Genomic DNA, 25,228 nt, shown 5'->3' with positions numbered 1-25,228 from the left:
AAGAGGAAAACCCCGTGATCCGCGTACTGGTAGCCGAAGACCACGCCATTGTTCGTGAAGGCATCAAGCAATTGATCGGCCTGGCCAAGGACCTGCTGGTGGTAGGCGAGGCGAGCAATGGTGAGCAACTGCTGGAAACCTTGCGCCACGTGCCGTGCGAGGTGGTGCTGTTGGACATCTCTATGCCCGGCGTCAACGGCCTTGAAGCCATCCCGCGGATACGCGCCCTGAACAATCCTCCCGCCATCCTGGTGCTGTCCATGCACGACGAAGCGCAAATGGCCGCTCGTGCGCTGAAGGTGGGTGCCGCCGGTTATGCCACCAAGGACAGTGACCCGGCGCTGCTGCTGACGGCGATCCGAAAAGTGGCGGCCGGCGGGCGTTACATTGACCCGGACCTGGCGGACCGCATGGTCTTCGAAGTCGGCCTCACCGACGCCCGGCCCTTGCATTCGCTGCTGTCGGAGCGGGAGTTCTCGGTGTTCGAGCGCCTGGCTCAGGGTGCCAACGTCAACGACATCGCCCAGCAACTGGCCTTGAGCAGCAAGACTATCAGTACCCACAAGGCGCGGTTGATGCAGAAACTCAACATCACCTCCCTGGCAGAACTGGTGAAGTACGCGATGGAGCACAAGCTTCTATAGAGTCATATCTATTTGCGACACCCCGAAAAACGTCGCCAAGCCCATTCTTAAGGCTTGCAGCTTGATGCTCATGACTGCACTGTCCAGTGCCCGCCATCCGTGTAGGGCGATCCCTACCCCGAACCTTCCAAGATGCTGATACCAATCTCTCCTGCACCCCGATTTTCGGGGGCTTGCGCCTGGACTACGCTTGTTTCACGGCAGTCCAAAACGAAAAGGTGTGGGTATGAGCGAGGTGGATTCAAATGATGTGCTGGTCAGCTTTCGTGGCGTACAGAAGAGCTACGATGGCGAGAACCTGATCGTCAAAGACCTCAACCTGGAGATTCGCAAGGGCGAATTCCTCACCCTGCTCGGGCCGTCCGGTTCGGGCAAGACCACCAGCCTGATGATGCTCGCCGGTTTCGAAACGCCGACCGCGGGCGAAATTCAGCTGGCCGGGCGCTCTATCAATAAAGTGCCGCCCCACAAGCGTGACATCGGCATGGTGTTCCAGAACTACGCCTTGTTCCCCCACATGACGGTCTCCGAAAACCTGGCGTTTCCGCTGTCGGTCCGGGGCTTGAGCAAGACCGATATCAGCGAGCGGGTAAAGCGCGTATTGAGCATGGTCAAGCTCGATGCCTTCGCCCAGCGCTACCCGGCGCAACTCTCCGGCGGCCAGCAGCAGCGGGTAGCCCTGGCCCGGGCGCTGGTATTTGAACCGCAGTTGGTGTTGATGGACGAACCCCTCGGTGCCCTCGACAAGCAACTGCGCGAACACATGCAGATGGAGATCAAACACCTGCACCAGCGCCTCGGCGTGACTGTGGTCTACGTGACCCACGATCAGGGCGAAGCGCTGACCATGTCCGACCGTGTGGCGGTGTTCCACCAGGGTGAAATCCAGCAGATCGCTGCTCCGCGCACCTTGTATGAAGAGCCGAAAAACACCTTCGTCGCCAACTTCATTGGTGAGAACAACCGTCTTAATGGCCGCTTGCACAGCCACAGCGGCGACCGATGCGTAGTCGAGCTGGCGCGGGGCGAGAAGGTCGAGGCGCTGGCGGTGAATGTCGGCCAGATCGGCGGCCCGGTGACCCTGTCGGTGCGCCCGGAACGGGTAAACCTCAATGGCTCCAGCGAAAGCTGCGTCAACCGCTTTTCCGGGCGTGTGGCAGAATTCATCTACTTGGGCGACCACGTGCGGGTGCGCCTGGAAGTCTTCGGCAAGAGCGATTTTTTTGTGAAACAACCGATCGCCGAGCTGGACACGGCGTTGACGGTCGGCGACGTGGTACCGATTGGCTGGCAAGTCGAGCACGTTCGCGCACTCGACCCACTTCTAGAGGCGAATTGATCGCCCCCTTGGCTTCACCCAACCCTGCACGTGGAGAGAACAACAATGTTGAAATCCCTTAAATTCAGTGCTCTGGCCCTTGGCTTGATAGGCGCGACACAGGCCATGGCAGGCACGGACCTGACGGTCGTGTCCTTCGGCGGCGCGAACAAGGCGGCGCAGGTCAAGGCCTTCTACGCTCCGTGGGAAAGCGCGGGCAACGGTAAGATCATTGCCGGTGAATACAACGGTGAAATGGCCAAGGTCAAAGCTATGGTCGACACCAAGAGCGTGTCCTGGGACCTGGTGGAAGTCGAGTCGCCGGAGCTGTCCCGTGGCTGTGACGAAGACATGTTCGAACCGCTGGATCCGGCGCTGTTTGGCAAGGCTGAAGATTTCGTCAAGGGTGCGATTCAGCCGTGCGGCGTAGGTTTCTTCGTGTGGTCGACGGTCATGGCGTACAACGCCGACAAGCTGAAAACCGCTCCTACCGGTTGGGTGGATTTCTGGGACACCAAGAAATTCCCCGGCAAGCGTGGCTTGCGCAAGGGTGCCAAGTACACCCTGGAGTTCGCTTTGATGGCGGACGGCGTAGCGCCTAAAGACGTTTACAAAGTGCTGGCCGGCAAAGACGGTCAGGACCGGGCATTCAAGAAGCTCGACGAACTCAAGCCGTCAATCCAGTGGTGGGAAGCCGGCGCACAACCGCCGCAGTACCTGGCCTCGGGCGATGTGGTCATGAGCTCGGCCTACAACGGTCGGATCGCCGCCGTGCAGAAAGAAAGCAATCTGAAAGTGGTGTGGAACGGCGGCATCTACGACTTCGACGCTTGGGCGATTCCAAAAGGCCTGGCCAAGGATCGTGCTGAAGCAGCGAAGAAATTCATCGCCTTCTCGGTCGCGCCACAGCAGCAGAAAACCTATTCGGAAAACATCGCCTACGGTCCGGCCAACACTCTGGCGGTACCGCTGCTGGCTAAAGATGTGCTCAAGGATATGCCGACCACCCCGGAAAACATCGCCAACCAGGTGCAGATCGACGTCAGCTTCTGGGCGGATAACGGTGAGCAACTGGAGCAGCGCTTCAATTCCTGGGCGGCCAAATAACCAAGCTACACCGCTTGCCCCTGTAGGAGCGAGCTTGCTCGCGATGGACGTTAACGATAACGCGTGCTGCCAGGTTAAACGCGCCGCCTTCACGTTCTTCGCGAGCAAGCTCGCTCCTACAGGGGGCAGTCCATCTTTAAGATCCGGAGTTTGCCATGGCCATCGCCGTTCCCTCGAACGAGGTCTCCACCCCCACCTTGAAGCAGCGCCTGGCGCGTGCCGAGCGGCTTAACCGCTGGAAGGCCCAAGCCTTGATTGCGCCGCTGGTGCTGTTTTTGTTGCTGGTGTTCCTGGTGCCGATCGTCGCGCTGCTCTACAAAAGCGTTGGCAACCCGGAAGTGGTGGGCGGCCTGCCGCGCACCGTGGTTGCGGTGACCGCGTGGGACGGGCGTGGCTTGCCCGGCGAGCCTGTGTATCAGGCCCTCACCGAGGACCTGGGCGAAGCCCGGAAAAACCAGACCCTGGGCGATTTGTCCAAACGTCTGAACATGGAATTGGCCGGCTACCGCAGTCTGCTGACCAAAACCGCGCGGGCGCTGCCGTTTACCCAAGTGCCTGCCTCTTATAAAGAAGCGCTGGAAAACCTCGACGAGCGTTGGGGCGACCCGGCGTACTGGCAGGCGATCCGCCGCAATACCAGCAGCTTAACGCCTTACTACCTGCTGGCGGCCGTCGATCACCGTATTGATGACCTCGGCGAAGTCGCCCCGGCCACGCCGGACCAGGCGATTTACCTCGACATCTTCGCCCGGACCTTCTGGATGGGCCTGGTGATTACCGTGTTTTGCCTATTGCTGGCCTATCCCCTGGCCTACCTGTTGGCCAACTTGCCTGCTCGGCAAAGCAACCTGCTGATGATCCTGGTGCTACTGCCGTTCTGGACGTCGGTGCTGGTGCGAGTGGCGGCGTGGATTGTGCTGTTGCAATCGGGTGGGCTGATCAATGGCGCGCTGATGAGCATGGGCATCATCGACAAGCCCCTGGAGTTGGTATTCAACCGGCTGGGGGTCTACATCTCCATGGTGCATATCCTGCTGCCGTTCATGATTTTGCCGATCTACAGCGTGATGAAGGGAATTTCGCCGACCTATATGCGCGCGGCGATTTCCCTGGGCTGTCATCCGTTTGCCAGCTTCTGGCGGGTGTACTTTCCGCAGACCTACGCGGGCGTCGGTGCGGGCTGCCTGTTGGTGTTCATTCTGGCAATTGGTTACTACATCACCCCGGCGTTGCTGGGCAGCCCGAACGACCAGATGGTCAGCTACTTTGTGGCCTTCTACACCAACACCAGCATTAACTGGGGCATGGCCACGGCATTGGGCGGATTGTTGCTGCTGGCCACCGTGGTGCTGTACTTGATCTACAACTGGCTGGTGGGCGCCAGCCGCCTGCGCCTGAGCTGAGGAGACCTTGAGATGCTGAGCCCTTACATGTCACCCGTTGAGCGGGTCTGGTTCTACAGCTTGCGGATTCTTTGCGGCCTGATCCTGTTGTTCCTGATTTTGCCGGTGCTGGTGATCATTCCGCTGTCGTTCAACTCCGGGAGTTTCCTGGTGTACCCGCTGCAAGGGTTCTCGCTGCACTGGTACGAGGACTTTTTCGCCTCGGCGGAATGGATGCGTGCGTTAAAGAACAGCATCATCGTCGCTCCGGCGGCGACCTTGCTGGCCATGGTCTTCGGCACCCTGGCGGCGATTGGCCTGACCCGTGGCAATTTCCCCGGCAAGGCGCTGGTGATGGCGTTGGTGATTTCACCGATGGTGGTGCCGGTGGTGATTATCGGTGTGGCCAGCTACCTGTTCTTTGCGCCGTTGGGCCTGGGCAACAGCTTCTTTTCGCTGATCGTGGTGCATGCGGTGTTGGGCGTGCCATTTGTGATCATTACCGTGTCGGCGACCTTGCAAGGCTTCAACCATAATCTGGTGCGTGCGGCAGCCAGTCTGGGAGCTTCGCCGGTGACGGCATTTCGGCGGGTGACCTTGCCGCTGATTGCTCCTGGGGTGATCTCGGGTGCGCTGTTTGCCTTCGCCACTTCGTTCGATGAAGTGGTGGTGACACTGTTCCTCGCAGGTCCCGAACAGGCGACTTTGCCCCGGCAGATGTTCAGTGGTATCCGTGAAAACCTCAGCCCGACCATCGCCGCTGCGGCGACCTTGCTGATTGCATTCTCGGTTGTGTTGTTGCTGACCCTGGAGTGGTTGCGCGGGCGCAGTGAAAAGCTGCGTACCGCACAAGTCTGAAGGCTAAGTCTGCCATTCAGCCCCTGAATGGCAGACAACCCTCAATCCCGAGCTATCCTTGTGCCAGCCCCCACTTCTAAGAGGCCGCGCACATGAGTACCTCCTCATTCAAGATCGCCCACAAACTGCTCACCGGACCAGGTGCCATCGAGCAGTTGGCCGCCGAGCTGACAAGGCTGGATGTCGACAACCCGCTGATCGTCACCGATGCGGCACTGGTCAAGTCCGGCACCGTGCAGTTGGCGTTGGCGCAGTTGGGTGATCGTCCCTACGAAATTTTCGACCGTGTGATGCCCGACCCGGAAATTGCCATCGTCGAAGACTGCATGCAGGCCTACCGCGAAGGCGGGCATGACGGCTTGATTGGCGTGGGCGGCGGCAGTGCCATCGACATCGCCAAGAGCGTCGCTGCCTATGCCGGCTATCACGGCGCCCTGGAGGACCTGTTCGGTGTCGACCAGGTGCCCCGCAAGGGCCCGCCGCTGATCGCGATTCCCACCACCGCCGGCACCGGTTCGGAGGTGACCAATGTGGCGATTCTGTCGGACAAGGTCGCCCAATTGAAAAAAGGTATCGTCAGCGATTTCCTGTTGCCGGACGTAGCGCTGATCAGCCCGCAGATGACCTTGACCTGCCCGCGCAGCATCACCGCCGCCAGTGGCGTCGATGCGCTGGTGCATGCCATCGAGTCCTACCTGTCGCTGAATGCCTCGCAGATCACCGATGCCCTAGCCATTGGCGCGATCAAATTGATCGTCAATGCCTTGCCCAAGGCCTACGCCAACCCGGCCAATCTCCAAGCCCGTGATGACATGGCCACCGCTAGCCTGATGGCCGGCATGGCCTTCGGTAATGCCGGTGTGGGCGCGGTGCATGCCCTGGCGTATCCGTTGGGCGGGCGCTTCAATATCTCCCATGGGGTCAGCAATGCCTTGTTGCTGCCCTATGTCATGCACTGGAACAAGCTGGCCTGCGTCGAACGCATGCGGGATATCGCCCAGGCCATGGGGGTGAATGTCACGGGGTTGAGTGTCAACGATGCCGCCGACCAGGCCGTCGAGGCCATGACACGGCTGTGCGCCGCCGTAGAGATCCCGTCAGGTTTACGCAGTTTCGGTGTTCCCGAAGAGGCTATCCCGGCCATGGCTGTGGAGGCTGCTGGCATCGAGCGACTGATGCGCAACAATCCGCGCAAGCTCAGCGCCGCGGATATAGAGAAAATCTACCGCGCTGCGTACTAGCCATTGAGTCAGGTCACGGTGCGCGCAACAAAGCATGCGGTATACAATGCGCGCCATCGTGATTTAGCTCAAAAAGGTGCGTCATGCAGCCCTTCGTTATTGCTCCATCGATTCTTTCCGCCGACTTCGCCCGCCTGGGCGAGGAAGTGGACAACGTGCTGGCCGCCGGTGCCGACTTCGTTCACTTCGATGTCATGGATAACCACTATGTGCCGAACCTGACCATTGGTCCGATGGTCTGCGCCGCCCTACGCAAGTACGGCGTAACCGCGCCTATTGATGCGCACTTGATGGTCAGCCCAGTGGACCGCATTATCGGTGACTTCATCGACGCCGGCGCGACCTACATCACCTTCCATCCGGAAGCTACGCTGCACGTCGACCGCTCCCTGCAACTGATCCGCGAAGGCGGCTGCAAGGCCGGCCTGGTGTTCAACCCGGCGACGCCGCTGGACGTGCTCAAGTACGTGATGGACAAGGTCGACATGATCCTGCTGATGAGCGTCAACCCAGGCTTTGGCGGGCAGAAGTTCATTCCCGGCACCCTCGACAAGCTGCGCGAAGCCCGCGCGCTGATCGATGCCTCAGGTCGTGATATCCGCCTGGAAATCGACGGTGGCGTCAACGTCAACAATATCCGCGAAATCGCTGTTGCCGGTGCCGATACCTTTGTCGCAGGCTCGGCGATTTTCAACGCGCCGGACTATCAGGAAGTGATCGCTAAAATGCGCGCAGAACTGGCGCTGGCGCGTCCATGAGCGGCTTTGAGCAGTTGTTCCCCGGCACGCTGCCGCGGTTGGTGATGTTCGATCTGGACGGGACGTTGGTCGACTCGGTCCCGGACCTGGCGGCTGCCGTGGATAACATGCTGCTCAAACTCGGACGTGCGCCGGCCGGTATCGACTCGGTGCGGGAGTGGGTCGGCAACGGCGTGCAGATGTTGGTACGCCGGGCCCTGGCCAACCATATCGACGCGCAAGGTGTGGATGACGTCGAGGCCGAGCATGCCCTGCAACTGTTCAACGCCGCTTATGAAGACGGCTACGAACTGACCGTGGTCTATCCCGGCGTGCGTGACACCCTCAAGTGGCTGCACAAGCAGGGCGTGGAAATGGCGTTGATTACCAACAAGCCGGAGCGCTTTGTCGCGCCGTTGTTGGACCAGATGAAGATCGGTCGCTATTTTCGCTGGATCATCGGTGGCGATACCCTGCCGCAGAAGAAACCCGACCCGGCGGCGCTGTTCTTCGTGATGAAAATGGCCAATATCCCGGCCTCCCAGTCGTTGTTTGTCGGCGATTCGCGCAGCGATGTGTTGGCGGCGAAAGCGGCAGGGGTCCAGTGCGTGGCCTTGAGTTACGGCTATAACCACGGCCGGCCGATCGCCGAAGAGTCACCAACGCTGGTGATTGACGACCTGCGACTGCTAATCCCGGGTTGCTTGGGAGCTGGCGCTGAGATAACGTTGGCCGACGCTGTTCCATCCCCTTCTGGAAATCCCATCGTGGTGGTCACTCGCAAACTCTGGATGAAAGTCATCAAGGCTCTGGCCCGCTGGCGTTGGCGCGCCTGACTGATCCTGGCCGCGCTGCGGCACGTTTGCACACCTGACCGTTAGACCCTCATGCCACGAGGCACCTCATGATCCGCGAAGAATTCCTGCGTTTGGCCGCTGCCGGCTACAACCGTATCCCCCTGGCCTGCGAAACCCTGGCCGACTTCGACACCCCGCTGTCGATCTACCTGAAACTGGCCGACGAGCCCAATTCCTATTTGCTGGAATCGGTGCAGGGCGGCGAGAAGTGGGGGCGTTATTCGATCATTGGCCTACCGTGCCGCACGGTACTGCGGGTTCACGACCATCACGTCAGCATCACCTGTGACGGCGTCGAGATCGAAAGCCATGATGTGGAAGACCCGCTGACCTTCGTCGAAGCCTTCAAGGCCCGCTATAACGTACCGATCATTGCCGGCCTGCCGCGCTTCAACGGCGGCCTAGTGGGCTACTTCGGCTACGACTGCGTGCGTTACGTGGAAAAACGCCTGGGCAAATGCCCGAATCCTGACCCGCTGGGCGTGCCGGACATTCTGTTGATGGTCTCCGACGCGGTAGTCGTTTTCGACAACCTTGCCGGCAAGATGCACGCGATTGTGCTGGCCGATCCCTCCCAGGATGGCGCGTTCGAGCAAGGCCAGGCCAGCCTGGAAGCCTTGCTGGAAAAACTGCGCCAGCCGATCACCCCGCGTCGCGGCCTGGACCTAAGCCGTCCGCCGGCCGCCGACCCGGTGTTCCGCTCCAGCTTTACTCAGGATGACTACGAGCGCGCAGTCGATACCATCAAGGAATACATCCTCGCCGGCGACTGCATGCAAGTGGTGCCGTCGCAGCGAATGTCCATCGACTTCAAGGCCGCACCCATTGATCTCTATCGGGCGCTGCGCTGCTTCAACCCGACGCCGTACATGTACTTCTTCAACTTTGGCGACTTCCATGTCGTGGGCAGTTCGCCGGAAGTGCTGGTGCGTGTCGAAGACAATCTGATCACCGTGCGCCCGATTGCCGGTACCCGTCCTCGCGGTGCGACCGAAGAGGCGGACCTGGCGCTGGAGCAAGACCTGCTGTCCGACGACAAGGAAATTGCCGAGCACTTGATGCTGATCGACCTGGGGCGTAACGACACTGGGCGAGTCTCGGAAATCGGTTCGGTGAAACTCACAGAGAAGATGGTCATCGAGCGTTATTCCAACGTGATGCACATTGTCTCCAACGTTACTGGCGAGCTGAAGGCCGGGCTGACGGCGATGGACGCCTTGCGGGCGATTCTGCCGGCTGGCACTTTGTCCGGCGCACCAAAGATTCGCGCGATGGAAATCATCGACGAGCTGGAGCCAGTCAAGCGCGGTGTCTATGGCGGCGCGGTGGGCTACTTCGCCTGGAACGGCAACATGGACACCGCCATTGCGATCCGCACTGCGGTGATCAAGGACGGGGAGCTGCATGTGCAGGCGGGTGGCGGCATTGTTGCCGACTCGGTACCAGCCCTTGAGTGGGAAGAAACCTTGAACAAGCGCCGGGCGATGTTCCGCGCAGTGGCGTTGGCTGAACAGACCCCGCAGGGCTAAGAATTCAAGAGGTTTCCCCCATGTTGCTGATGATCGATAACTACGACTCCTTTACTTACAACGTTGTGCAATACCTGGGTGAGCTCGGCGCCGAGGTCAAGGTGGTGCGCAACGATGAACTGACCGTGGCCGAAATCGCCGCGCTGAATCCTGAGCGCATCGTGGTTTCCCCTGGTCCGTGTACCCCGACCGAAGCGGGGATATCCCTGGAAGCCATCAAGTTTTTTGCCGGGAAATTGCCGATTCTCGGTGTGTGCCTGGGCCATCAGTCCATCGGCCAGGCATTCGGCGGCGACGTGGTTCGCGCCCGCCAGGTGATGCATGGCAAGACCAGCCCGGTGTTCCATAATGACCAGGGTGTATTTCACGGCTTGAAGCTGCCGGTGACGGTTACTCGCTACCACTCGTTGGTGGTCAAGCGCGAGACCCTGCCGGAATGCCTTGAGCTGACCGCCTGGACTCAGTTGGAAGACGGCTCGGTCGACGAGATCATGGGCCTGCGCCACAAGACATTGAATGTTGAAGGGGTGCAGTTTCACCCTGAATCGATTCTGACCGAGCAGGGCTATGAGCTGTTCGCCAACTTTCTCAAGCAACGCGGCGGCACGCGCTAAGGACTTTTCATGGATATCAAGACTGCCCTGAGCCGTATCGTCGGCCATCTGGACCTGAGCACTGCCGAGATGAGCGATGTCATGCGCGAAATCATGACCGGTCAATGCACCGATGCGCAGATCGGCGCCTTTATGATGGCCATGCGCATGAAGAGCGAGAGCATCGACGAAATCGTCGGCGCCGTCTCGGTCATGCGTGAGTTGGCGGACAAGGTCGAACTCAAGACCCTCGACGGCGTGGTCGACGTGGTCGGCACCGGTGGCGACGGTGCGAACATTTTCAACGTGTCGACGGCTGCCTCTTTTGTCGTGGCGGCTGCCGGTTGCACCGTGGCCAAGCACGGTAACCGCGCGGTATCAGGCAAAAGCGGCAGCGCCGATTTGCTGGAAGCTGCAGGGATCTACCTGAACCTGACGCCGGTGCAAGTGGCGCGCTGCATCGATAATGTCGGCATTGGCTTCATGTTCGCTCAGTCCCATCATGGGGCGATGAAGTACGCTGCCGGTCCGCGCAAGGACCTCGGCTTGCGCACCCTGTTCAACATGCTCGGCCCGCTTACGAATCCGGCTGGCGTGAAACATCAGGTGGTTGGTGTGTTCAGTCAGGCGCTGTGCCGGCCACTGGTCGAAGTCTTGCAACGCATGGGCAGCAAACATGTGCTGGTGGTGCACTCCAAGGATGGCCTGGACGAATTTAGCCTGGCGGCGCCGACCTTCGTGGCAGAGCTGAAGAATGATCAGGTCACCGAATATTGGGTCGAACCTGAAGACCTGGGCATGAAGAGCCAGAGCTTGCACGGCCTGGCGGTGGAAAGCCCGGCCGCCTCCCTTGAGTTGATTCGCGATGCCTTGGGCCGCCGAAAAACCGAAAATGGCCAGAAGGCTGCGGAAATGATCATCCTGAATGCCGGCGCGGCACTTTACGCGGCCGACCACGCCTATAGTCTTAAGGAAGGCGTCGCCTTGGCCCACGATGCTTTGCACACGGGCCTGGCTCGCGAGAAGCTCGAAGAACTGGGAGCATTCACGGCCGTGTTCAAGATGGAGAATGAAGGATGAGTGTTCCGACCGTTCTGGAAAATATCCTGGCTCGCAAGGCAGAAGAGGTGGCCGAGCGCCGTGCCCGTGTCAGCCTGGCCGAGCTGGAAGGCTTGGCGAAAAGCGCCGATGCACCACGCGGCTTCGCCGATGCCCTGATCAAGCAGGCCAAGGCCAGGCAGCCGGCCGTCATTGCTGAAATCAAAAAGGCTTCGCCGAGCAAAGGGGTGATTCGCGAGATCTTCATTCCTGAAGACATCGCCAAGAGTTACGAAAAGGGCGGCGCGACATGCCTCTCAGTGTTGACCGATATCGACTATTTTCAGGGCTGTGATCTTTACCTCCAGCAAGCGCGGGCAGCCTGCACGCTGCCGGTGATCCGCAAGGACTTCATGGTCGACCCGTATCAAATCATTGAAGCCCGCGCGCTGGGCGCCGATTGCGTGCTGTTGATCGTCTCCGCATTGGATGACGTGAAGATGGCAGAGCTGGCCGCCGTGGCCAAAAGCGTAGGCCTGGATGTACTGGTGGAAGTTCACGACGGTGACGAACTGGAGCGTGCGCTGAAAACCCTCGATACACCGCTGGTGGGGGTTAACAATCGCAACCTGCACACATTCGAAGTCAGTCTGGAAAACACCCTCGACCTGCTGCCGCGCATTCCTCGCGATCGCCTTGTGATCACCGAGAGTGGCATCGTCAACCGAGCAGATGTTGAATTGATGGAAATCAGCGGCGTGTATTCGTTCCTGGTGGGCGAAACCTTCATGCGTGCCGAAAATCCGGGAGCTGAACTGCAGCGTTTGTTCTTTCCTGAGCGTGGTGTGGCAATCAGCGGCTCGACGCTGGATTGATGATGATCAAGCCCATTGCAATGACGGTCGAGGCGGGCCTTGCGGCTGAACAGGATTTGCTGGCCGCCGTTTGCGCGGGCGAGCAGTCCTTTGGGCTGCTGTTTTGGCAGCCCAATGACCAAGCGTTGGTCATGCCTCGTCGGCTGAGTCGACTCCCCGCATTTGAAGTCGCCAGCCAAGTCTCGGCGGCCCACGGTTGGCCTGTCTTGCTGCGCGAGACAGGCGGTGAACCGGTGCCGCAATCGGCGGCCACCGTCAATATTGCACTGGTCTACGCTCCGCCTCGCAGCGAAGGTGACCAAGGCCGAATCGAAACCGGGTATCAACGGTTGTGCCAGCCTATCTGCGACCTGCTCATCGAGTTGGGTGGCGATGCATCGGTGGGTGAAATCGACGGGGCTTTTTGCGACGGGCGCTACAACGTCAATCTCGACGGCCGCAAAATGGTCGGCACCGCACAGCGCTGGCGGCAAAGCGGTGGTCGTCCGGTAGGCTTGGTGCATGGCGCGTTGCTGTTGGATAACGACCGCGATGCGTTGATCGCGGCGGTCAACCGCTTCAACGAAGCCTGTGGGTTAGAGCAGCGTGTGCGCGCCGAAAGCCATATTGCCTTGCACGAAGCTTTCCCCGCCCCTGATGCAATTAGCCGGCTCGACGCGTTGTACCGGAAAATGCTCGGTCAGTTCCTGCCGGTTTAGCGGGTACCGAACACCACCATGGTCTTGCCTTTGACATGAACCAGGTTGCGCTCTTCCAGATCCTTGAGCACCCGACCGACCATCTCCCGTGAACAACCGACGATACGTCCGATCTCCTGCCGAGTGACTTTGATTTGCATGCCGTCTGGGTGGGTCATCGCGTCAGGTTGTTTGCACAGTTCCAATAAGCAGCGCGCCACTCTACCCGTGACATCAAAGAATGCCAGGTCACCGACCTTACGGGTCGTATCACGCAAGCGCTGGGCGATCTGGCCACTCAGGGCGTACAGGATGTCCGGATCTTGCTGGGCCAATTCGCGAAATTTCGTATAGCTGATCTCTGCTACTTCGCACTCGATCTTGGCCCGCACCCAGGCGCTGCGCTCCTGTTCTTTTCCTGCTTGTTCAAACAGCCCCAGTTCACCAAAGAAATCACCGATATTAAGGTAGGCGATGATCATTTCACGGCCATCGTCATCCTCGATCAGGATGGTGACAGAGCCTTTGATGATGAAGAACAGAGTTTCCGAGCGCTCCCCTGCACAGATGATGTTGTGCTTGGCCGGATAGCGCCGACGCTGACAATGCATCAATAGTTTGTCGAGGTTCTTGATTTTGGGTGTGGGAGTAATAGCAACCATGGTTGTATCCCGAAAAGACTGCACGGTGTGGTCGGACTTGTATTTTTTATCGAGCGCTATCAATTGCTGTGCAAACATCCATTGGATGGCAATGCGCCATTGATTTGGCGCCAGCTTAACAGACACATTCTGACTCGATTAGGGAATTTAACTATCAAACCCTGCAGTTGATCGTTTTCATGGGAAACACTGCCGCTCCAAGGCCCTGTGCTAAGCTGGCGACCCTTTTTTAGCAGTGGAGTCTGGGCGATGAAGGCACGCATCCAATGGGCGGGCGAAGCGATGTTCCTCGGTGAGTCGGGCAGTGGCCATGTCGTGGTCATGGACGGCCCTCCCGAAGCTGGCGGTCGCAACCTGGGCGTACGGCCTATGGAAATGCTCTTGTTGGGTGTCGGCGGTTGCAGCAATTTCGATGTGGTCAGCATCCTGAAGAAGTCCCGCCAGGCGGTGGAAAGCTGTGAGGCTTTTCTTGAGGCGGAGCGCGCCACCGAAGACCCCAAGGTGTTTACCAAGATCCATATGCACTTCGTGGTCAAGGGCCGGGCGCTGAAAGAAGCCCAGGTCAAGCGTGCCATTGAGCTGTCGGCTGAAAAGTATTGCTCGGCCTCGATCATGCTGGGTGCGGCTGGTGTGGCCATTACTCATGATTACGAGATCATTGAGCTAGGCTGATCGATAGATTGGTGTCTAGTCCTGAAATAGGGTTACACCTATTTCAACCTGGCAAAAAGAAGGGCGCTTAAAAAGCGCCCTTTCTGCATTCTTTAGACGCGAATTATCAGATGCGGTAAGTACTCTTGGTCATTACCTTGGCCAGCAGGCTCATGCCGAACTTCACCGGTGCCGGAAAACGGAAGCCTCCAGCATCCAGCGCACTTTCGGCATGGTGTTCTTCGTCAATACGCATCTGCTCAAGAATCGCCCGGGACTTCTCGTCTTCGGGTGGCAGTTGCTCGAGGTGCTCATTGAGGTGCTTGCAGACCTGATGCTCAGTGGCCGCCACAAAACCGAGGCTAACCTTGTCGCTGATCAGCCCGGCAACGGCGCCGATACCAAACGACAAACCATAAAACAGCGGGTTCAACACGCTCGGGTGGCTACCCAGTTGGCGAATACGTTGCTCGCACCAGGCTAGGTGGTCGATTTCTTCCTCGGCAGCATGCTCCATGGCGGCGCGTACTTGCGGCAGCTTGGCGGTCAGGGCCTGGCCCTGGTACAGCGCCTGGGCACAGACTTCGCCGGTATGGTTGATGCGCATCAGGCCCGCGACATGGCGAGTGTCGGTCTCGCTCATTTGCGCTTCGGGTTGCACGATGGCGGGCGAGGGGCGGTACGGTTGGCCGCTGAACGGCAACAACGTGCGCATTGCCGTATCGGCTTGCAGCAACAGACGGTCAATCGGCGAGTAGTGACGTTGGGTAGTCATGCTGACCTCCGGGAAGAATCTCGGCGGCCAGTTTACCGCAATTAGAGGGGGGAAGCGTTTGCGTTGGGTCAAAGCTGTAAGGTCGCAGCCAGCGGCTGCGACTCGGACGAGCGGTCACTCAGCCCGGCGGCCAATTCATCTGACGCTGACCCAGTACATGCATATGGATGTGGTAAACGGTTTGCCCACCCATCGGGTTACAGTTCATCACCACGCGGAAACCGTCTTCGCAGCCCAGCTCCAGGGCCAAGCGCTGGGCGGTGAACAAAATATGTCCGGCCAGTGCCTTATCTTCCTCGGTGAGGTCGTTAAGGGTGCGGATCGGTTTTTTCGGAATTACGAGAAAATGCACCGGTGCCGCTGGAGCGATGTCGTGGAAGGCCAGGACCTGGTCATCCTCGTAGATGATATTCGCGGGTATTTCTCTGTTGATGATCTTGGTGAACAGAGTATCCACAGCTGTTTCTCCGTAGTGAAAGTGCAGGCTGAGTGTACTCAGGCGATCTGCATGCGCCCAGCCCTTTGCGTGTGTCGATTGCTGTCAGCGCGGGCAGTAGGCCTTATTGATGGCGCCGGCGATTTTGCGAGTCAGCCAGCGTGGGCTCAAGCGAGGGCTGAATGCCAGCCAGCGATTACGACGACCGGGGATGATGATTGCTTTGTTTTTTTCGAGTGCGCGTACGGTATACAGCGCGACCTCTTCCGGACTCATTAGCTGTTGGCTGTTGTCCAGTTTGACGGTATTCAGTTGCGCGGTACGGAAGAACGCGGTTCGCGTGGGGCCGGGGCAGAGCACCGAGACTTTTACTGCACAGGTCTTCAGTTCTTCCCGCAGGCCTTCGGAAAAGTGCAACACATAGGCTTTGCTGGCGTAGTAGCTGCTCATCCACGGGCCGGGTTGGAAAGCGGCGACTGAGGCGACGTTGAGGATTTGTCCGCCACCCTGCAGAGCCATTGAGTTGCCCAAGGCATGGCAGAGTCGGGTCAGGGCCAGGATATTGACCTCCAGCAGATCTTGTTCGGTCATCCAGTCCTGGGCCAGGAACGGGCCACAGGTGCCAATGCCGGCGCAGTTGACCAGCAAATCGATCTGTCGCTCGCCTTCTTCAAGCTCCAGCAGAAACCCGGACAGGCGCAAGGGCTCGCCAAGGTCGCAGGCACGGAACAGCACTTCGACGCCAAAGCGTTGAGTCAACTCGATTGCGATACTTTCCAACTGATCACGCTGGCGGGCCACCAGAATCAAGCTGCGGCCACGGCGGGCCAATGCTTCGGCCAAGGCCAGGCCGATGCCGCTGGAGGCACCGGTGATCAGAGCGTAACGGGTCATGCGTTTCTCCATCGCAACGCCGCCTAGCCTGAGACAAAGGCATCACAGGCGTCGGGCGTTTCTTCATTCTTCAGGAGAGTCTACAGGTTCGGCTGCGTCGTCAGCACTCTGCACATCGTCTTGCTCAACGATGACGCTTTGATCGGCGTCTTCATCCGTGGTCATGGAGCTGCTTTCGTAGGTGCTATCCACGGTGCCTTCAAATTCATCCAGCATGCCGCTCAGGCCGGGTATCAACAGTGCGACGAAGATCAACGGAATCAGCGCCAGCCATAGAACAGAGAGCACTTTGACCGAAGTACTGTTGGGCGGTGGCGGTGCGCCATATTGGTTGGCGCCGGTATTGCCCGGCAACACCATTAGTAGAATAGGGAAAACACTGCCCACGAAGGGCACCAGGTTGAGGAACCACAGCCAGCCGGACCAGCCCAGGTCATGCAAGCGCTGTACGGTAATCTGCACGCTGACCCAGATAAACGCGACACCAAAAGCGATCCCCACCAGGGTGCCAATGACGATAGCCGCTGTCGAAGACGCCGCAGCGATACCCAAACCTATGGTTAAGGCCACGCCGGTCACGGCGAGCATCGCCAGCGTCAGCACCAGGGTCCAGGCCAGGAAGCGCAACCGGCCAATACGTCCATTGACGGTAAAGACTTTTAGGGTGGCGAACTCTGGCAGGTTTTCACCTACGGCGGCTCGTGGCGGCGCGTAAGGTGATGCGGCTGGGCGGCTGTAGTTGGTTGAGCTGCTGGAGTCGGTCTCGTGAGTCTCGGCCAGGCTGAAGGCTATCGGTTGTTCGGCTTCGATGCGTGCATCAATGCCAGTCTTGGTCAGTGCTTCAAGGTAGGTTTGGGCGTCAGCTTGAGTAAGGTCGCGCTTGAGGGTAACAAGGCGTCCGGTAAACAGCTTCTCGATGGCTTCGACATCACTTTTGAACAGGTCGGCGAGGTTCAGCTTGGCTGTGGTGACTTCGACACCCGTCAACAGTGCGCCATCAAACACGATCTTGAAACGGTTGTCGCTCATGCGGGCATCCTTGTCACTTGAATTGGGTGGGTGTTGCGGGGGTGTGAAGCGCCTGCCTCAATCAGCAGGCGATACACTGCCACTAGATCAGCGCGGCCAACGTTTTGGTAGTTGTGCTGCGTGCTCAAGCGCCTTGCGGTATTCGGCATCCAGGCGGGCAATGAGTTCATCGACGCTGGGTAGATCATCAATCTCACCGACGCCCTGGCCGGCGGACCATACGGTCTTCCAGGCCTTGGCCTCGTCACTCAATGGCTTGAGTTTTGAGCCGAAATTGACTTCGCCCTTGCCTTGTAGCGCGGCGAGGTCGAAGCCGGCGTTTTCCAGGCTTTGGCGCATAAAGCTCGCCGGCACGCCCGAGACGGCAGGAGTGTGCACGATGTCGGCGGCGCGCGATGTGAGCAGCATCTCTTTATAAGCATCCGGGGCATGGCTTTCGGTGGTGCCGATAAATCGGGTGCCGAAATAGGCCAGGTCTGCACCGAGCAACTGCGCAGCGAGGATCTCGTGCCCGTGGTTCAGGCAACCGGCCAGCAACAGGGTTTTATCGAAAAATTGGCGTATTTCGGCAATCAGCGAGAAGGGGCTCCAGGTGCCGGCATGGCCACCGGCGCCGGCCGCGACGGCGATAAGCCCATCAACACCGGCCTCTGCGGCTTTTTCCGCGTGGCGCCGGGTGGTGACATCATGGAATACCAGGCCGCCGTAGCTATGCACGGCGTCCACCAACTCTTTGACCGCGCCCAGGCTGGTGATGATGATCGGCACCTTGTGTTCGACGCAAATCGCCAAGTCGGCTTCAAGGCGCGGGTTGCTGTTGTGCACGATCAGATTGACTGCATAGGGCGCCGGGTTTTCCAACAGCGCCAAGCCTGCTTCGATTTCTTCCAGCCAGGCCTTGAAGCCGCTGCTTTCCCGTTGGTTGAGCGCCGGGAAGCTCCCGACTACACCGTTACGACAGCAGGCCAATACCAGTTGCGGGTTGGAAATCAGGAACATCGGCGCAGCCACCACGGGCAGGCGCAGACGTTGTTCAAGCAAAGCGGGCAGCGACATTGGAGGTACCCCGGATTAAGTGCGGCTGATTAGAAGTTAGAACGGCTTTACGACGACTAAAATTACAATAGCCAGCAATATCAGAACTGGCACTTCATTGAACCAGCGATAAAAGACATGGCTGCGGGTGTTTTCGCCACGGGCGAAACGTTTCACCTGTGCGCCGCACATATGGTGGTAGCCGATCAAGATCACTACCAAGGTCAGCTTGGCGTGCATCCAGCCGCCTTGGCTGAATACGCTGGGGTTGAGGCTGATCAGCCAGATGCCGAATACCAGCGTGGCGATCATCGCCGGCAGCATGATGCCTTTGTACAGCTTGCGCTCCATGACACAGAAGCGTTCCTTGCTGACGGTGTCTTCGCTTTGTGCGTGGTAGACAAACAGGCGGGGTAGATAAAACAGCCCGGCAAACCAGCAGACGATGCTGACGATATGAAAGACTTTGATCCATAGATAAAGCATTTTTAGTTATTCCCAGGTTCACGGTAACTGGAGATAGTAGAGGTTAGAGCGTGCGTACGTCACCTTGGCGGTTGTCGCAGAACGATACGGCCCCTATTATCGACGGCTTTCCAGTGGGTTCGTTGAGGGCAGGTTTATGGTCAAGGTCGGTATCGTCGGCGGCACGGGTTACACCGGTGTCGAATTGCTGCGTCTGTTGGCTCAGCATCCGCAAGCTGAGGTGGTGGTTATCACTTCTCGATCCGAGGCCGGCCTGGCCGTTGCCGATATGTACCCGAACCTGCGAGGCCACTACGACGGTCTGGCGTTCAGTGTTCCGGACATCAAGGCCCTGGGCGCCTGCGATGTGGTGTTTTTCGCCACGCCCCATGGGGTTGCCCATGCCCTGGCGGGTGAGTTGCTGGCCGCTGGCACCAAGGTTATCGATCTGTCTGCGGACTTCCGTCTGCAGGATGCCGATGAGTGGGCCAAGTGGTACGGGCAGCCTCACGGTGCTCCAGAGCTGCTTGAAGAGGCCGTTTATGGGCTGCCGGAAGTCAATCGCGAGCAGATCAAGCAGGCGCGTCTGATTGCTGTGCCGGGTTGCTATCCGACCGCTACGCAGTTGGGCTTCCTGCCGTTGTTGGAAGCAGGTTTGGCAGATGTCTCGCGGTTGATTGCTGACTGCAAGTCGGGCGTCAGCGGTGCTGGTCGTGGCGCTGCGGTAGGTTCGCTGTACTCTGAAACGTCGGAGAGCATGAAGGCCTACGCGGTCAAAGGGCATCGCCATTTACCGGAAATTCGCCAAGGCTTGCGTCGTGCTGCTGGCAAGGACGTCGGTCTGACTTTCGTCCCGCATTTGACTCCGATGATTCGTGGGATTCACTCCACGTTGTACGCGACCGTTGTGGATCGCTCGGTAGACCTGCAAGCACTGTTTGAAAAGCGCTACGCGAACGAGCCGTTCGTCGATGTGATGCCCGCGGGCAGCCATCCGGAAACACGCAGCGTACGTGGAGCCAACGTTTGTCGTATCGCGGTACATCGCCCGCAGGATGGTGATTTGGTAGTGGTCCTGTCAGTCATTGATAACCTGGTCAAAGGCGCGTCGGGGCAGGCGGTGCAGAACATGAACATTCTGTTTGGCCTGGATGAGAAGCTGGGCTTATCCCACACGGGTATGCTGCCTTAAGGCAGCTGCAAGCTTCAAGTTGTAAGCCGCAAGCTTGGAGCTAATGGCTTGAAGCTTGCCGCGGCCCCCATAATAGTTGACCGTTTTTCTAGGAGAAGCGGATAATGGCCGCCATCACGCATATGGCGGCGCTACGCCGGGAGATAATCAGCATGAGCGTTGAATCCTTCACCCCCACGGCTTTGCAATTCACCCACGGTGCTGCGCACAAGGTGAAGAGCCTGGTCGATGAAGAGGGTAATGATCGCTTGAAGCTGCGCGTATTTGTTACGGGCGGCGGTTGTTCAGGGTTTCAGTACGGTTTCACTTTCGATGAAGATGTGGCCGATGACGACACCATCGTCGAGCGCGAGGGCGTAAGCCTGGTCGTCGACCCTATGAGCTTCCAGTACTTGGCAGGCGCCGAGGTGGATTACCAGGAAGGTCTGGAAGGCTCACGTTTCGTGATCAAGAACCCGAATGCGACCACGACTTGTGGTTGTGGGTCTTCGTTCTCGATCTGATCGCTAGCGGATTGGGCAAAACGCCGCTTGGTTCTGATGGAGCCAAGCGGCGTTTTGCTGTCTGGGGTTCAGGCAGGGTAGATCGCGCCGAGTACTCGCAGCCCTCGGGCGCCTGTGACGCTTGGGCGGTTGGCGGCGATGCCTTCAAGACTACAGTGGGCCAGCCAGGCGAAGGCCATTGCTTCGACCCAGTCAGGATCTACACCGCAAGTGGCGGTGCTGCTGACATGTGTATCGGGTAGCCGCGCGCGCAAGCGGCTCATCAGTGCGCCGTTGTGGGCGCCGCCGCCGCACACCAGCAGGGTTTCGGTCCGGGGTTGGGCGGCTCGCAGCGACTCGACGATGGTCTGCGCGGTCAGTTCAAGCAGTGTGGCTTGAACGTCCTCAGCGGCGAACTCGGGTAGTCGACGGAGATGGTGTTCCAGCCAGCCAAGGTTGAACACTTCGCGGCCGGTACTTTTCGGGCCTTGTGTCAGGAAGAAGGGGTCGCTCAGTAAAGCCTTGAGCAGCAGAGGCTCAATGTTTCCGCTGGCAGCCCATTGGCCGTTGCGGTCAAAGTTCTCACCTCGCTGCAGATGGATCCAGGCATCAAGCAAGACATTGCCAGGGCCGCAGTCAAATCCGGAAACAGGCTTGCCTGTCTCGATCAGGCTCAGGTTGCTGAAGCCGCCCACATTCAATACCGCGCGGTTGCCGCTGTGCTCGCTGAAGAGCGCCTCATGAAAAGCAGGCACCAACGGCGCGCCTTGGCCGCCGGCTGCAACATCGCGACTGCGAAAGTCACTGACGACAGTTATACCGGTCAATTCGGTCAGCAGCGCAGGGTTGCCGATCTGCACCGTAAACCCGCGAGCGGGTTCATGACGAATGGTCTGCCCGTGGCTGCCGATCGCGCGAATGTGCTGGGGAGTGAGTTTCTGTTGTTCCAGTAATGCGTGAATGCCTTGGGCCGCGAGCGTTACCCAGTTCTGTTGGGCAATGGCGGAGCGGGCAATTTCGTCCGGGCCGCTGGCGCAAAGGCCAAGCAGTTCGGTGCGCAGGGATTCAGGCATTGGAATGTAGTGGGTGGCGATCAACCTGATCGCCGGGCCTTGCTCGATCAGCGCAATGTCCAGGCCATCAAGGCTGGTCCCGGACATCACGCCTATATAGAGCGGCATGGCTCAGCGCTTCGCCGAGGCCAGCATGGTGGCCCGTTCCTGGTCCATGCGTGCCATCAGTGGTTGGCTCTGCTGCAGGAAGCGCGAGCGCTCTGCTTTGGCGATTGGATCGGCCATCGGCAGCTTCTGGCCCAGTGGGTCGACATGTGTGCCGTTGACCTGGAACTCATAATGCAAGTGCGGGCCGGTAGACAGGCCAGTGGTGCCGATGTAGCCGATTATCTGGCCTTGTTTGACGTTACCGCCAGTCTTGACGCCTTTGGCAAAGCCCTGCATGTGGGCGTAAAGCGTGCGATAGGTATTGCCGTGCTGGATGATCACGGCATTGCCGTAGCCACCGCGACGACCAGCCAGCAACACCTTGCCGTCGCCGGCTGCCTTGATCGGTGTGCCGCGAGGTGCCGCGTAGTCCACACCTTTGTGGGCACGGATTTTGTTCAGAACTGGATGCTTGCGGCCCATGGAGAAGCGCGAGCTAATACGGGCGAAGTCGACCGGGGTGCGGATAAAAGCCTTGCGCATACTGTTGCCGTCGGCAGTGTAGTAGCTGCTATTGCCTTGTTTATTGGTATAGCGCACGGCGGTGTAGGTCTTGCCGCGGTTGGTGAACCGCGCCGAAAGGATGTTGCCCGTGCCGACGACCTTGCCGTTGGCGACCTTCTGTTCGTAGATCACGTCGAACTCATCGCCCTTGCGAATATCCTGGGCGAAGTCGATGTCGTAGCCAAACACGCTGGCCATGTCCATTGTCATGCTATGGGACAGGCCGGCGCGAGCAGCGGACTGTGACAACGAACTATTGATCACACCGTGGATATAGGCGGAGCGCACCACGGGTTTGGTGGTAATACGATTGAAGGCGAAGCCTTTGGCTCCCTTAGTCAGGGTGATGCTTTCAAGGTCGCTGATGCTGCTGTGCAGGTTGTTCAGTTGGCCGTCGTGAGTCAGCTCGAATTCAAGCTTCTGGCCGTGTTTGAGCTGGGTGAACTGCTTGGCTTGCTTGTCGCTGGCCAGCACTTCATTAACCGTTGACGCTGGGAGGCCGACCTTTTCGAACAGCGTTGACAGCGTGTCGCCTCTAGCAACGATCACTTCGCGGTGTTCCGGGCCCTTCGCTGCCTCTGGGGCGGTAGCCGGAGTCGCCTGGGCTGTTCCCTTGGTGTCGTCAGTGCTGTTTTCAATCTGCGCAAATGGCGACTCAACAGCGCCATTTGTGGCTTGTTGTGCGTCAGAAGCGTCCTGATCTTGTGTCAGTTGCTCAGTCTGACTCTCTAAGTCGAGACTCAAGGTTGTTCGTTTGGCTTCTACGTCACTGGAAGGGAATACCAGGAGTGCCAGGCTTAGAAGGGCGGCGATACCACTTGCGGCGAGCAGGTGGGTCTTCGGGTAAAGCGGTGGCGCTTTAGACGGTTCAGTGGTCATAGGTAATTTTGACTTTGAAAAAATGAATTGGAAAAGATGACTGACATGATGAAGATGAAATAACTGTATAAAATATAACCAAATCGTCTGTGACGCAAGCCTGCGAACGCCGAGCTAGTGGAAAGGTGTCTGTACGCAGGGCAAAACTTGTATTTACTCCCTGATCTTGTATGGTTGGTTCCCTTTTGAATCTGAGCCTTACGGGTCTGTTATGAAGTCGGTTGAAGAGCAGCTAGCGCTGATCAAACGTGGTGCGGAAGAACTGTTGGTCGAAGCCGAGCTGATCGAAAAGCTCAAGCGTGGTCAGCCCCTTCGTATTAAAGCTGGCTTCGATCCGACTGCGCCGGATCTGCACCTGGGCCATACCGTGCTTATTAATAAGCTGCGCCAGTTCCAGGAACTGGGGCATCAGGTGATCTTTCTTATAGGTGACTTCACCGGGATGATCGGCGATCCCAGTGGCAAGAGTGCCACGCGTCCGGCCCTGACCCGCGAACAGGTTCTCGATAATGCAGAGACCTATAAGACGCAGGTCTTCAAGATTCTTGATCCGGCCAAGACTGAGGTGGCTTTCAACTCCACCTGGATGGATCAGATGGGGCCGGCGGATTTCATTCGCCTGACGTCCCAATACACCGTTGCTCGAATGCTTGAGCGCGATGACTTCGATAAGCGTTACTCCACCAATCAGCCAATTGCCATCCATGAGTTCCTTTATCCGCTGGTTCAGGGTTACGACTCCGTGGCCTTGCGCGCTGATGTCGAGTTGGGTGGTACGGATCAGAAATTCAACCTGCTGATGGGGCGTGAGTTGCAGCGTGCCTATGGGCAAGAAGCTCAATGCATTCTGACCATGCCTTTGCTGGAGGGGTTGGATGGTGTCAAAAAGATGTCCAAGTCCTTGGGCAACTATGTAGGCATTCAGGAAGCGCCGGGCGTTATGTACGGCAAGCTGGTCTCCATTCCGGATGCGCTCATGTGGCGTTACTTCGAGCTACTGAGCTTCCGCTCGATGGAAGAGATCAATGCGCTGCGTGCTGATGTGGAGGCAGGGGCTAATCCCCGTGATGTAAAAATCAAGCTGGCGGAAGAAGTCGTTGCGCGCTTCCATGGTGAGGAAGCTGCGGCCAGTGCTCATCGTGCTGCGGGTAACCGTATGAAGGATGGCGAACTGCCGGACGATCTGCCTGAGGTTGAGTTGACTGCTGCTGAGGCGATGCCGATTGCGGCTGTGCTTAATAAGGCGGGCCTGGTGAAGAATTCTGCCGTGGCGCGGGACCTTCTGGGTTCTGGCGGTGTGCGTATAGATGGTGAGGTTGTAGATCGCACCTTTATATACGAGCTGGGCGCTACCCATGTTTGTCAGGCTGGCAAGAAGGCATTTGCGCGCATTACGCTCAAATCCGAATAAGCTTGAAATTAGGGGTTGACGGCAGATTCTGGAAGTCTATAATTCGCCCCACTTCCGGCGCAGTCGAAACGGAAAACTCCTTGGTAAACAAAGAGTTATGTAGGTTTCGATAGCGAGTTGCTTCAGTTCACCGAAGCCCAGAAGGAGTTGATAAGGTCGTGTTGTTTGACCCTATTAACGGTTCGATCTTCTCGGTCGAAAGCGGAGAAAAAGAGGTGTTGACAGCAGCGAGTAACGCTGTAGAATTCGCCTCCCGCTAACGAGAGATCGGAAGCGCAAGTGGTTGAAGTTACAAAGGAAACTTTGAAAACTTCTTAAAATAACCGCTTGACAGCAACAGAGGCTGCTGTAGAATGCGCCGCTCGGTTGAGACGAAAGATCTTAACCAACCGCTCTTTAACAACTGAATCAAGCAATTCGTGTGGGTGCTTGTGGAGTCAGACTGATAGTCAACAAGATTATCAGCATCACAAGTTACTCCGCGAGAAATCAAAGATGTAACCAACGATTGCTGAGCCAAGTTTAGGGTTTCTTAAAAACCCAAAGATGTTTGAACTGAAGAGTTTGATCATGGCTCAGATTGAACGCTGGCGGCAGGCCTAACACATGCAAGTCGAGCGGTAGAGAGAAGCTTGCTTCTCTTGAGAGCGGCGGACGGGTGAGTAATGCCTAGGAATCTGCCTGGTAGTGGGGGATAACGTTCGGAAACGGACGCTAATACCGCATACGTCCTACGG

General features: G+C 58.3%; 26 protein-coding genes and 1 rRNA gene. 18 read left to right on the top strand and 9 right to left on the bottom strand.

Annotated features, from left to right (window positions below; genetic code table 11):
* Nucleotides 1–14 precede the first annotated feature (14 nt).
* From ACZRJ6_RS06050 to ACZRJ6_RS05990, 13 genes are all read left to right on the top strand, one after another.
* Nucleotides 15–644 (top strand): response regulator, encoded by a 630-nt coding sequence (locus tag ACZRJ6_RS06050; protein ID WP_133102265.1) that lies wholly within the window; start codon nt 15–17, stop codon nt 642–644.
* 226 nt (nt 645–870) lie between these two features.
* A complete protein-coding gene (locus tag ACZRJ6_RS06045; RefSeq protein WP_463967899.1) occupies nt 871–1,983 on the top strand; it encodes an ABC transporter ATP-binding protein in 1,113 nt (370 codons plus the stop codon).
* A 45-nt stretch (nt 1,984–2,028) separates the two neighbouring features.
* Nucleotides 2,029–3,069 (top strand): ABC transporter substrate-binding protein, encoded by a 1,041-nt coding sequence (locus ACZRJ6_RS06040; protein ID WP_350614387.1) that lies wholly within the window; start codon nt 2,029–2,031, stop codon nt 3,067–3,069.
* 155 nt (nt 3,070–3,224) lie between these two features.
* Nucleotides 3,225–4,472: an ABC transporter permease gene (locus tag ACZRJ6_RS06035; protein ID WP_463967900.1), complete on the top strand. Its 1,248-nt coding sequence runs from the start codon at nt 3,225–3,227 to the stop codon at nt 4,470–4,472.
* 12 nt (nt 4,473–4,484) lie between these two features.
* Nucleotides 4,485–5,309: an ABC transporter permease gene (locus tag ACZRJ6_RS06030; RefSeq protein WP_463967901.1), complete on the top strand. Its 825-nt coding sequence runs from the start codon at nt 4,485–4,487 to the stop codon at nt 5,307–5,309.
* 92 nt (nt 5,310–5,401) lie between these two features.
* A complete protein-coding gene (locus tag ACZRJ6_RS06025) occupies nt 5,402–6,550 on the top strand; it encodes an iron-containing alcohol dehydrogenase (protein WP_463967902.1) in 1,149 nt (382 codons plus the stop codon).
* A gap of 83 nt (nt 6,551–6,633) precedes the next feature.
* Nucleotides 6,634–7,308 (top strand): ribulose-phosphate 3-epimerase, encoded by a 675-nt coding sequence (gene rpe, locus ACZRJ6_RS06020; protein WP_463967903.1) that lies wholly within the window; start codon nt 6,634–6,636, stop codon nt 7,306–7,308.
* The gene (locus ACZRJ6_RS06015) at nt 7,305–8,123 is read left to right on the top strand and encodes a phosphoglycolate phosphatase (protein WP_463967904.1); all 819 of its coding nucleotides are present in this window, start codon (nt 7,305–7,307) and stop codon (nt 8,121–8,123) included. Before rpe ends, ACZRJ6_RS06015 begins: the two co-directional genes overlap by 4 nt.
* A gap of 68 nt (nt 8,124–8,191) precedes the next feature.
* On the top strand, nt 8,192–9,673 hold the full coding sequence (gene trpE, locus ACZRJ6_RS06010; protein WP_463967905.1) for an anthranilate synthase component I: 1,482 nt from the start codon (nt 8,192–8,194) through the stop codon (nt 9,671–9,673).
* 20 nt (nt 9,674–9,693) lie between these two features.
* On the top strand, nt 9,694–10,287 hold the full coding sequence (locus ACZRJ6_RS06005) for an aminodeoxychorismate/anthranilate synthase component II (RefSeq protein WP_463967906.1): 594 nt from the start codon (nt 9,694–9,696) through the stop codon (nt 10,285–10,287).
* 9 nt (nt 10,288–10,296) lie between these two features.
* On the top strand, nt 10,297–11,346 hold the full coding sequence (trpD, locus tag ACZRJ6_RS06000; RefSeq protein ID WP_463967907.1) for an anthranilate phosphoribosyltransferase: 1,050 nt from the start codon (nt 10,297–10,299) through the stop codon (nt 11,344–11,346).
* Entirely contained in the window at nt 11,343–12,179 is an 837-nt protein-coding gene (gene trpC, locus ACZRJ6_RS05995) for an indole-3-glycerol phosphate synthase TrpC (RefSeq protein ID WP_463967908.1), read from the top strand. The genes trpD and trpC overlap by 4 nt, the downstream gene beginning before the upstream one ends.
* Before the next feature lie 2 nt (nt 12,180–12,181).
* On the top strand, nt 12,182–12,877 hold the full coding sequence (locus ACZRJ6_RS05990) for a lipoate--protein ligase family protein (RefSeq protein ID WP_463967909.1): 696 nt from the start codon (nt 12,182–12,184) through the stop codon (nt 12,875–12,877).
* Here the strand turns inward: ACZRJ6_RS05990 and crp are convergent.
* Nucleotides 12,874–13,518, bottom strand: a complete 645-nt coding sequence (crp, locus tag ACZRJ6_RS05985; protein ID WP_149414408.1) for a cAMP-activated global transcriptional regulator CRP — start codon at nt 13,516–13,518, stop codon at nt 12,874–12,876. The two genes, ACZRJ6_RS05990 and crp, sit on opposite strands and share 4 nt — an antisense overlap.
* Nucleotides 13,519–13,767: 249 nt before the next feature.
* Between crp and ACZRJ6_RS05980 the strand changes: the two genes are divergently transcribed.
* The gene (locus ACZRJ6_RS05980) at nt 13,768–14,190 is read left to right on the top strand and encodes an OsmC family protein (protein WP_005792019.1); all 423 of its coding nucleotides are present in this window, start codon (nt 13,768–13,770) and stop codon (nt 14,188–14,190) included.
* 106 nt (nt 14,191–14,296) lie between these two features.
* Here the strand turns inward: ACZRJ6_RS05980 and coq7 are convergent, their stop codons facing one another.
* The 6 genes from coq7 to hemJ form a co-directional block, all read right to left on the bottom strand.
* On the bottom strand, nt 14,297–14,944 hold the full coding sequence (gene coq7, locus ACZRJ6_RS05975; protein ID WP_133102252.1) for a 2-polyprenyl-3-methyl-6-methoxy-1,4-benzoquinone monooxygenase: 648 nt from the start codon (nt 14,942–14,944) through the stop codon (nt 14,297–14,299).
* Nucleotides 14,945–15,062: 118 nt separating this feature from the next.
* Nucleotides 15,063–15,401, bottom strand: coding sequence for a histidine triad nucleotide-binding protein (locus ACZRJ6_RS05970; protein WP_463967910.1), 339 nt, complete (start codon nt 15,399–15,401; stop codon nt 15,063–15,065).
* A gap of 84 nt (nt 15,402–15,485) precedes the next feature.
* Nucleotides 15,486–16,274, bottom strand: a complete 789-nt coding sequence (locus tag ACZRJ6_RS05965) for an SDR family NAD(P)-dependent oxidoreductase (protein WP_463967911.1) — start codon at nt 16,272–16,274, stop codon at nt 15,486–15,488.
* 63 nt (nt 16,275–16,337) lie between these two features.
* Nucleotides 16,338–17,303, bottom strand: a complete 966-nt coding sequence (locus tag ACZRJ6_RS05960) for a DUF805 domain-containing protein (protein WP_463967912.1) — start codon at nt 17,301–17,303, stop codon at nt 16,338–16,340.
* A gap of 87 nt (nt 17,304–17,390) precedes the next feature.
* Entirely contained in the window at nt 17,391–18,359 is a 969-nt protein-coding gene (locus ACZRJ6_RS05955) for an NAD(P)H-dependent flavin oxidoreductase (protein WP_463967913.1), read from the bottom strand.
* A gap of 36 nt (nt 18,360–18,395) precedes the next feature.
* Nucleotides 18,396–18,824, bottom strand: a complete 429-nt coding sequence (gene hemJ, locus ACZRJ6_RS05950) for a protoporphyrinogen oxidase HemJ (RefSeq protein WP_463967914.1) — start codon at nt 18,822–18,824, stop codon at nt 18,396–18,398.
* Between the two features lie 136 nt (nt 18,825–18,960).
* Between hemJ and argC the strand changes: the two genes are divergently transcribed.
* Nucleotides 18,961–19,995 carry an N-acetyl-gamma-glutamyl-phosphate reductase gene (argC, locus tag ACZRJ6_RS05945; RefSeq protein WP_463967915.1) on the top strand — a complete coding sequence of 345 codons (1,035 nt, stop codon included), beginning with the start codon at nt 18,961–18,963 and terminating at the stop codon, nt 19,993–19,995.
* Between the two features lie 152 nt (nt 19,996–20,147).
* Nucleotides 20,148–20,498, top strand: a complete 351-nt coding sequence (gene erpA / locus ACZRJ6_RS05940) for an iron-sulfur cluster insertion protein ErpA (protein ID WP_003176443.1) — start codon at nt 20,148–20,150, stop codon at nt 20,496–20,498.
* 68 nt (nt 20,499–20,566) lie between these two features.
* Here erpA and ACZRJ6_RS05935 read toward each other — a convergent pair whose 3' ends face one another.
* Both ACZRJ6_RS05935 and ACZRJ6_RS05930 read right to left on the bottom strand, forming a co-directional pair.
* Nucleotides 20,567–21,658: an anhydro-N-acetylmuramic acid kinase gene (locus ACZRJ6_RS05935; protein ID WP_463967916.1), complete on the bottom strand. Its 1,092-nt coding sequence runs from the start codon at nt 21,656–21,658 to the stop codon at nt 20,567–20,569.
* Between the two features lie 3 nt (nt 21,659–21,661).
* Nucleotides 21,662–23,080, bottom strand: a complete 1,419-nt coding sequence (locus ACZRJ6_RS05930; RefSeq protein WP_463967917.1) for a peptidoglycan DD-metalloendopeptidase family protein — start codon at nt 23,078–23,080, stop codon at nt 21,662–21,664.
* 211 nt (nt 23,081–23,291) lie between these two features.
* On the opposite strand from ACZRJ6_RS05930, the gene tyrS reads away from it, so the two are divergent.
* Together tyrS and ACZRJ6_RS05920 are read left to right on the top strand one after the other, a co-directional pair.
* A complete protein-coding gene (tyrS, locus tag ACZRJ6_RS05925; RefSeq protein WP_463967918.1) occupies nt 23,292–24,491 on the top strand; it encodes a tyrosine--tRNA ligase in 1,200 nt (399 codons plus the stop codon).
* A gap of 552 nt (nt 24,492–25,043) precedes the next feature.
* Nucleotides 25,044–25,228, top strand: a 16S ribosomal RNA gene (locus ACZRJ6_RS05920); the annotation flags it as partial.

Source organism: Pseudomonas sp. C321 (genome assembly GCF_055407105.1).
Note: the sequence above shows the minus strand (reverse complement) of the source record. Positions and strands in the feature narration are given on the sequence as shown.

Coding starts and splice junctions, on each gene's coding strand:
- ACZRJ6_RS06045 (WP_463967899.1), top strand. CDS start 871: ATGAGCGAGGTGGATTCAAATGATGTGCTGGTCAGCTTTCGTGGCGTA.
- ACZRJ6_RS06040 (WP_350614387.1), top strand. CDS start 2,029: ATGTTGAAATCCCTTAAATTCAGTGCTCTGGCCCTTGGCTTGATAGGC.
- ACZRJ6_RS06035 (WP_463967900.1), top strand. CDS start 3,225: ATGGCCATCGCCGTTCCCTCGAACGAGGTCTCCACCCCCACCTTGAAG.
- ACZRJ6_RS06030 (WP_463967901.1), top strand. CDS start 4,485: ATGCTGAGCCCTTACATGTCACCCGTTGAGCGGGTCTGGTTCTACAGC.
- ACZRJ6_RS06025 (WP_463967902.1), top strand. CDS start 5,402: ATGAGTACCTCCTCATTCAAGATCGCCCACAAACTGCTCACCGGACCA.
- rpe (WP_463967903.1), top strand. CDS start 6,634: ATGCAGCCCTTCGTTATTGCTCCATCGATTCTTTCCGCCGACTTCGCC.
- ACZRJ6_RS06015 (WP_463967904.1), top strand. CDS start 7,305: ATGAGCGGCTTTGAGCAGTTGTTCCCCGGCACGCTGCCGCGGTTGGTG.
- trpE (WP_463967905.1), top strand. CDS start 8,192: ATGATCCGCGAAGAATTCCTGCGTTTGGCCGCTGCCGGCTACAACCGT.
- ACZRJ6_RS06005 (WP_463967906.1), top strand. CDS start 9,694: ATGTTGCTGATGATCGATAACTACGACTCCTTTACTTACAACGTTGTG.
- trpD (WP_463967907.1), top strand. CDS start 10,297: ATGGATATCAAGACTGCCCTGAGCCGTATCGTCGGCCATCTGGACCTG.
- trpC (WP_463967908.1), top strand. CDS start 11,343: ATGAGTGTTCCGACCGTTCTGGAAAATATCCTGGCTCGCAAGGCAGAA.
- ACZRJ6_RS05990 (WP_463967909.1), top strand. CDS start 12,182: ATGATCAAGCCCATTGCAATGACGGTCGAGGCGGGCCTTGCGGCTGAA.
- crp (WP_149414408.1), bottom strand. CDS start 13,518: ATGGTTGCTATTACTCCCACACCCAAAATCAAGAACCTCGACAAACTA.
- ACZRJ6_RS05980 (WP_005792019.1), top strand. CDS start 13,768: ATGAAGGCACGCATCCAATGGGCGGGCGAAGCGATGTTCCTCGGTGAG.
- coq7 (WP_133102252.1), bottom strand. CDS start 14,944: ATGACTACCCAACGTCACTACTCGCCGATTGACCGTCTGTTGCTGCAA.
- ACZRJ6_RS05965 (WP_463967911.1), bottom strand. CDS start 16,274: ATGACCCGTTACGCTCTGATCACCGGTGCCTCCAGCGGCATCGGCCTG.
- ACZRJ6_RS05960 (WP_463967912.1), bottom strand. CDS start 17,303: ATGAGCGACAACCGTTTCAAGATCGTGTTTGATGGCGCACTGTTGACG.
- ACZRJ6_RS05955 (WP_463967913.1), bottom strand. CDS start 18,359: ATGTCGCTGCCCGCTTTGCTTGAACAACGTCTGCGCCTGCCCGTGGTG.
- hemJ (WP_463967914.1), bottom strand. CDS start 18,824: ATGCTTTATCTATGGATCAAAGTCTTTCATATCGTCAGCATCGTCTGC.
- argC (WP_463967915.1), top strand. CDS start 18,961: ATGGTCAAGGTCGGTATCGTCGGCGGCACGGGTTACACCGGTGTCGAA.
- erpA (WP_003176443.1), top strand. CDS start 20,148: ATGAGCGTTGAATCCTTCACCCCCACGGCTTTGCAATTCACCCACGGT.
- ACZRJ6_RS05935 (WP_463967916.1), bottom strand. CDS start 21,658: ATGCCGCTCTATATAGGCGTGATGTCCGGGACCAGCCTTGATGGCCTG.
- ACZRJ6_RS05930 (WP_463967917.1), bottom strand. CDS start 23,080: ATGACCACTGAACCGTCTAAAGCGCCACCGCTTTACCCGAAGACCCAC.
- tyrS (WP_463967918.1), top strand. CDS start 23,292: ATGAAGTCGGTTGAAGAGCAGCTAGCGCTGATCAAACGTGGTGCGGAA.